The 7558-nt window shown below is 58.9% G+C and carries 2 protein-coding genes and 1 pseudogene; all 3 read right to left on the bottom strand.

What is annotated here, in order from left to right; all coding sequences use genetic code 11:
- Window positions 1-332: pseudogene (locus tag H7B90_RS32290) on the bottom strand (L,D-transpeptidase family protein); the annotation flags it as partial.
- A 137-nt stretch (window positions 333-469) separates the two neighbouring features.
- A complete protein-coding gene (locus tag H7B90_RS32285) occupies window positions 470-7300 on the bottom strand; it encodes a cadherin-like beta sandwich domain-containing protein (RefSeq protein ID WP_185140018.1) in 6831 nt (2276 codons plus the stop codon).
- 30 nt (window positions 7301-7330) lie between these two features.
- Window positions 7331-7558 (bottom strand): stalk domain-containing protein (locus H7B90_RS32280; protein WP_221482249.1); only part of this gene is annotated, 228 nt, incomplete at its 5' end.

Here is a 7558-nt window from a genome sequence, read left to right as displayed (position 1 = left end):
ACCGCCAGCAGGCCGACGCCGGCCGCGGCCCACGCCCACGCCTTCCGCCGCGAGCGGCGCTTCGGCGGCTGGCCCGGCTCCCGCGCCGATGCGAGCAGCGGGCTCGCCTTCGATTCGAACGCTTCGTAGACCGGGCCCGCCTGCGCGAAGCAATAGTTCGCCTTGCCCTCCTCGCCCCTCTCCGCGTATTGCTTGCCCAGGAGGTACCACGCCATCTGGTTGTTCTCGTGCTTCAACAAATAATCCTTCATCGGGAGCGTGTCCCCGACGTCCGGCACGTTGTCGTAGAACTGCTTGATATGTTCTTCCAGCTTGTCCTTCTCGGAACTCATGCGGAATCTCCTTTCGGGGGTTCCTATTTCTGTATATATCGGCAGACCTGCTCAATCGGTTAATGAGCGGTATGGCACAAAAAAAATCCCGAACCTTCGGCGCATTCGCGCCAAAGAATCGGGAAAGGGCAGAAACGCTATACGGTCATATTCGTAATGACGACCTTATAGGCGATTCGGGTTCCATTGTTATCGACTAGGAAAATAAAAGTGCTGCTCTCCGTATCGGGAATGGGAAGTTCGAGCGTACGGTCATCTAGATAACTATATACCGCGTCGATAGAGCTGCCCGTCAAACTGTACGCGGAGACGCTGACATTGTCAGCAATCGCTACATCCACCTGAAGCGTCGTCGGAGCCGTCTTCCCTAGATCGGACAAGTAAGCGTGCCAGGACGAGTCCGGCGCTTGCTCGAATCCAGCCGTCGCAATCGTCATCGCCTGCACTTCCGAAGAGCTCCGGTTGTAAATATGAAGCTCCTTTTTCGCCGAATGTCCTTCCGAGTCTGTGTATTTCAACCAGAAGGTGTTCGCGCCGGGGGCTAACGGAAGAGCAAAGTCGGAGCCAATCGCATCCCCGCTATCTTCATAATAGTCAGCCAACAGTTCCAAAGCTGCGGATCCATCGAGGAAGGCACTTAAATGGACTTCCGTAGCTTCAGGGGCTTCCGGTTGGAACCACAGCTTCCCGTCTGCGTACAAGGCCGGCGCTCCGTCGATCTCGAGCTCCGGGAACTCCGGCTCTCTAGCAACCATTAACGTATAATGTCCCGTCGTTCCGTCGGACGCCGTAACCATTAAATCGAATTCGTTATCGCCAGCTTCGAGACCCTTCAATGCGAGCTGATCTCTTGGTCTATTATTGTTGGCCGTCAAATATGGGCCCCCGTTAACCGTAAGCGTGGCGTCCGACCGGTTCGTGTCGATCAGCAGCCTGACTTGGCTTACCTTGCCGTCAAGCGCCGTACCGTTCAATTTGTAGATCCCGTTCGTATCGTCATAAACGACGGCGTAGGCCCCGTTATCCACCAAAACGTTGATATTATAGATGCCTGCGTCGCTATTCAGCACCTTAACGAATTTGAGCGTGTAAGGGTCCGACAGCGTCGTGCCGTCCGCCGACTTCACTTGGAACGGAATGTCTACGGTCTGGGTTAGCGTAAGTTGCGTGCTTATATACTTGCTGATCGTCATTCCGTTGATTGTAGCCGTCGCGCCCGGATTCGTCGCGTTTAACGTGATGTTCGCATTTACGTTTGCTTCCGGGGTGCCCGCTTCGAAATTCCAGATCAAATTCCGATCGGCATCCGGGTAGACATTCGCTCCGTTAATCACCAGGCTCACTAATTCCGCTTCGTTGTCCGGCGCAGGCGGGAACAGCTTCAACGTATACGTCTTTTGCCCCCCGCTAATGCTCGTCACGACGATCGGAACGATCTTGGGCTCCGACCAGTTTACCGGCAACGTTACGAAATGGGAGGAAGAGTCGGCCAACTGGCCGTCAATCTTTACGGTGCCGGCTCCTGCCGGAATTGCGGTTACATCGATTTCGCCGGACATCGGAGCGATCACATACACGTAATCCGTCTCGCGGTCAGGAGCTGAATCCATCGCAAGCATATGTGGGCCCGTACTGTCGAATACGGATAACGAATTCAGCTTCGCTTCGGTCTCTTTGACGATTCTTAATTCGTAAACGTATCGCTTGCCATCCGCCGCTTGCAGAACTACCTGAACGGAAGTGGTCGGATCGTAATCGTCCAACGGAATCTCGTAACGGCCGTCGGAGGCGGCGATCATTCGATCCTCCGAATAAACGGCGACAATCGTTTGAGTCGAGCTCGGTTGGATGCTGACGCTTGTCGAAGCGGCGGGAACGACTACGGAATCCGCAAGTATGCCGGCTGGCGATACCGTGTCCGCCGATTCATCACCTATCTTGACATTCCAACCGTTCACTTTGATTCCGGTCGGACCTGTCGCACCCTTCCATATTTTCAGGTGGTAGATGCCTTTGACAAGACCGTCCATCTCGTAACTCGTAATCTCGACATCTTGCAGACCGTCCGGTTGAGCCCCCAAGTCAATGTAGGATGTAGCCGGCTGACCGTTCAGTTTGAACTTGAATATGGCCGATTCGGAGCCGTAGGAATCCGGGTATACGTTCACCTTATCGGATTCCGTCTTCGCGAAGTAGCTGTTGGACCCGATCGGAGTCACCGTCAAGGAATCTCCGTTCTCTGGGTAGGCGTCGATCCCTCTGAGCGACATCTCTCCGCGAACGACGTGCAGGGTGAACTCTCCATTATCGTAACCTTCGCCTCCGAGCGGCTTCTCCAGATAGAACGTAATCGAGTTGTACCCCGTACGCAAATTCAGTTCGAATGTCGACGACCCGTCGCTCTCGATCGCCGGGGAGTATTCCTCTCCAGCCTCGCCGCTTCCGCGAGCGTAGGCAGTCGCGGCAACTCCCTCTTCCAGTTTCAAGTTGACTTTGACCGCCGCCAACGTATCCGAAGCGGCAACGTAATACTGTTTGTCTCCGTCGTAATCTCCGAACATATTCTTCTTGAATCTATTATCCGGATCGTTCGGATCGGAGACCGTCCAACCAGTGACGAATGCGGGCAGTTCGTTTTTATGGATGAACAGTGGTTCCGCCCAACGTTGCCCCTCGGCAGAAGTGACGATGCTGGCATATGCCATCTCCTCGGTAAGGGGAACGGTATAAGTGCCGTCGCCATTATCGGCTACGCCATGGCCGATAACGTTCACGGTTGTCCCCGCAGTCGCGCTCGGCTTAATCCGCAGGCTTGTATCGTCCGCGAACAATTGATATCCCTTTAATAGCTCGTTCCAGTTTGCTTGCTCGCCATCGGCTGTCAGAGACGTAACGCCAAGTCCCGGAACCTTCGAATCTCCCCTGTAAACGAACAGCTTGTACGTATTGGAAAACTGTCCGCTCGTATCGGATACTTTGACCGTGAAGGCATTGTATCCCGGCGACAATTCGATCCGGCTCAAGTCCGAGATGGGAACGCCGGCCCGGCTGATGGCTAATATCCCATCGTCAAGGAGCTTCGCGCTAATCCAATCCGCCGCATCTTGAACTCGGATGAAGTACTCGTTCGAATCCGATAACGGGTTCGCCAAGAAATAGTCGTAATCCGGCATGACAAACCGCGAGAAAACAACGGAATCCATCGTATAACTCGACGGATCGGGTTCTCCCCGAAGAACGGTCAAACGGGCCGTTCCGACAACGCTAGAATCCTTCATAAACTCCAGGTTAATCGTCGTATTCGAAGCCGTCTCCGGGAAGAGAATCGTCTTCGTCTCGCCAGGGGCGTATGTTATCACAGCTTCCCCGTATCGAAGGGATACGGAGGTAATCACGGTATCATCGAAATCCATCGTAAGATCGAAGCTGGATGCCATATCGTCCACTTTTGCGGAGAAGTTGGAGGCATCAATTCGATAGAGCTTCATCGGCTGTTCCGTATTAGTAATAGCCGACCAACCCGTCAGCCATTCGGGATGCCCTTCAACGGAACCTTGCTCGGCTCTCGTGACGACAATCTCGTACGTTCGCTTCGTCACGCCGTCCTGAGCCGTCACTTCAATGACGATCCTGTTGCCGCTGCCCACTTCGAATCCGGAGTTGCCGGTTACGCTGACATTGGCGTTATGGTCAGCCGCCGCAGCTGCGACTTCGATAGAGGTCTTCGCGTAGGGCACCTCGTACGAATACGTCAGTCGCTCCGCCGAAAAGCCTTCCAAGTCGACTCCGTCCAGCTTGATTCCGGAGAGCGTCGCATCGCTCGAAGCGGAAGGTTCGGCCCGATAAACCGTTACCGTATACGTCTTCGTCGTCACGCCGTCTTGGGCCGTAACGAGGATAGAGATCGGATTGACTCCGACATTTAAAGGTACGTTAACGGTCTGTCCGTTCTCCACGGCTTCGTCCTTGACCTTGATCGTGCCGCCGGCCTCGCTGGTCGGCTTCACGCCGATGGAGGCCACGTCGTTGGCGACATTCACTGCGTATTCCGCCGTATCCGGATGAAATGCTGGAGACAGCTCGCCGCTCGTCACCGACAACGCGCTCAGCTTCGCGACGTTCGAGACCGAAGGCTCCAGGCGCGTAACCTGGATCGTGTACGTCTTCTTCGTCACGCCGTCCTGAGCCGTCACTTCGATGACGATGTTGTTGTCGCTGCCGACTTTGAGGTCCGTATTGCCGCTGACATGCTCCGCGGCGCGGCTGTCGATCTTCGTGACGGCTACCGCGACGGAGGTCTTCTCGTTCTCTACCTCGATCGAATAATGATAATGATCCGGCGAGAAGCTGGCGATCGGCTCTTCGTCGATTCGGATGCCGCTCAATCTGGCTTCGCTCGAAGCCGCGGGAGCCGCCCGGTTGATCGTAAGCTTGTACGCCTTCTTCGTGACGCCGTCCTTGGCGGTAACGGTAACCGTAACCGTGTTGGCGCCGACCGATAGTTCGACCGGGCCGGTCCCCTGGACGGTCGCCCCATCGACGGTTGCAACGGCCGCGACGCCGACCGAAGTTTTCCCGTTCGGCACGTTAAGTTCGTACTCCAGCTTGTCCGGCGAGAAGTCGGACAGCGCGGTTCCGTCGATCGAGAGGCTCTTCAGCGTCGCCACGTTCATCGCCGGCTTGATCGCGAGGATCGTGTACGTCTTGGAGACGCCTTCGATGACGGCCGTCAGCTTGATCTCGTTGCTTCCCGGCGCGAGCGGGATCGCATATTTCCAAGCGGACGGAGCCGACAGCGCTACGGCCGCCATGGCTTTCAGACCGGCCGCGGACACCGGCTCCGGCGTCACCGGGCTGCCGTTCGCGACGACCGTCAGCTCCGGACCGCCGCTCGGCACGGTCAGATCGAGGCTATCCGAGCCGGCGGGCACTTCGAACTCCGTGTTCGGATTCGCCGACGTGAAGTCGATCTGCAGCGGCGAACCCGACGGGAACGCGATCTTCACCGCGTTCAATAGCTGACGGGTGATCTCGACCGTATACGTCTTCTTCGTCGTGCCGTCCTGCGCCGTCACTTCCACGTTGACCGTATTGGCCCCATAGCCGAGCGTCACCGCGCGGCCATCGGCCGTCAGCGGCTCGCCGTTCACGCGGACGGCCGCGTTCGAATCGGTCGCCGCAGCCTTCACGGTCACCGATCCGGTTGCGCTCGGGACGCTCGCCTTGTAAGCGGTCGTCTCCGGCGCGAAGCCCGGGCTCAGCGTCCCCGCGGACAGCGTCAGCGACTGAAGCGTCGCCGTGCCAGAAGGCGGCGTCGCGGCCCGCGCGACGGCGATCTTGTACTCCTTGATCGAGCCGTCCTCGGCTTTGACCTTCACCGAGATCGCCGTCGTCGTCCCCGGCGCCAGCGGCACGGACGCCTTGCCGCCCGACAGCGCGGACCCGTTCACGGTAAGGGTCGCTTTGTTGCTCGCGGCAACCGGGATCACGTCGACAGCGAACACTTCGCTGGCGACCGAAGCGGAGTAGCTCGTCGTCTTCGCGTCGAAGGCCGGCGTCAGCGTGCCCGCCGACAGGTCAAGCGACTGCAGGTTCGCGTTGCTCGACTTCGACGACCCGGAGGAGGTCGACGGAGCCGGCGTCGCCGTGCCCGCGCCTTGCTCGTTCTGCTGCTTGTTCTGCTCGAACTTCGCCTTCTCCGCGTCGCTAAGCTTCTTCTTGAGCTCGGCTTCCGCCGCTTCCTGCGCGGCTTGCTGCGCCCGCCGGTTCGCCTCTTGAATCTGCCGCATCTGCTCTTGAAGCTGCTTTATCTGCTCGCCCAGCTCCCGCTGGAGCTCGGCTTGCTGGTCCTGCTGCTTCTGCTGGGCGTCTTTCGCTTCCTGGGCTTGCTGCTTCTTCAGCTCTTCCTGGCGTTTTTGCTGCTCCAGATCCAGACCGATTGTCTTATCCAGGCCGATCGTATACCCGGTCTCGTTCTTCGTCCGCTGAACGGCATTCTCCGCCGCCCATTGCTCCAGCTTATACTGGTCGACGGCCTCCTTGATCAGAGAAGGCAGCAGACTGTCGATATTCTCCGCGATTTGGCCGAGCGTCTCCAGGCCGGAAGCGATCGCGCCCGGATTCTCCTGCAGCTTCTTCTTCTGCTCTTCCTGCTCTTCCTTGATCGCCGAGAGATGGGTGACCAGCGCCTGGATGACTTCGGGAGGCGCGGTGCCGATGAGGCTGCCCACGTCCACGATGCCGACCTGCCCGTTCAGGTCCGCGGCCGGAGGCAGCGTTCCCGGCAAGTAAATCTGCTGGGAAGGATACACCAGCACCGTCTGGCCGAGGCCGTTCGGGCGGTTCGGGCCGTTCGGGCCGTTCGGGCCGGTCGGCGCCGCCGGCATCATGCCCCCGACCGCTCCGCTCGAAGAGCCGGCGATGGCCAGCTGCCCGGCTTGGGGGACGTTCGCCCGCACGACCCCGGCGAAGACGGTGAGGTTCGTCGCCGACGTGTTCGGGTCGACCGCCGACAAGAAGTGCGTGCCCCGCACGCCCATGACCGCCGTCGGCGTCTCGAGCTGGAACTCGTCGTCCTTGTTCCGAATCGACTTGACGTCGGACCAGACCGTTCCCTTGAGCATGCTGACCTTCGTCACGCTGCCCTTCTTGTTCGACAGCTTGGAGAACGTCAGCGCCGTGTTCGCCGCCACCGTCATCTGGTCGTCTTCCGACGTGCCGTTGGAGAACTGCAGCGTCGCCGAGCTCTCCTCCCCCGTCGTCAGAATATCCCCTTGGTTCAGGCTCAGCTTCGCGAACGCGCGGAACGCCTTCGACCCGCCGGCCTTCTGGACCTTCACGTCCCCCGACAGCTCCTTGATGACGGCGATCCGCGAGGAAGCCGCCCCGGCCTCCTTGCCGAAGACGCCCAGCAGCGGCAAGGCGACGAGCAGCGTCGCCATCAGTTGGATCAAGCCTTTGCGCAGCATGTTATGCCCTCTCTCCTCTTCCCCTGGCTTCTATTCGAACACGGGATCGCGCAGCACGACGAGCTTCGCTTCCGCGTCCCATTGAATGTCCAAGTTCGCTTCGCCGGCGAAGAAGCGCACCGGCACGAACAGCCGCCCTTGCTTCTCCAGCGGCGCGCCGTTCAACTCGATCTGCGAGGCTTGTCCGTCCGCGGCCGTCTTCGCCGCCTTCGTCTCGCCCGCCCGGATCGCGTACGTCGCGCCGCCGCGCGTCAGCTT

Source organism: Cohnella xylanilytica (assembly GCF_014212175.1).
GTDB classification, from domain to species: Bacteria; Bacillota; Bacilli; order Paenibacillales; family Paenibacillaceae; genus Cohnella; species Cohnella xylanilytica.
This window is presented reverse-complemented; position numbering and strand designations above follow the sequence as displayed.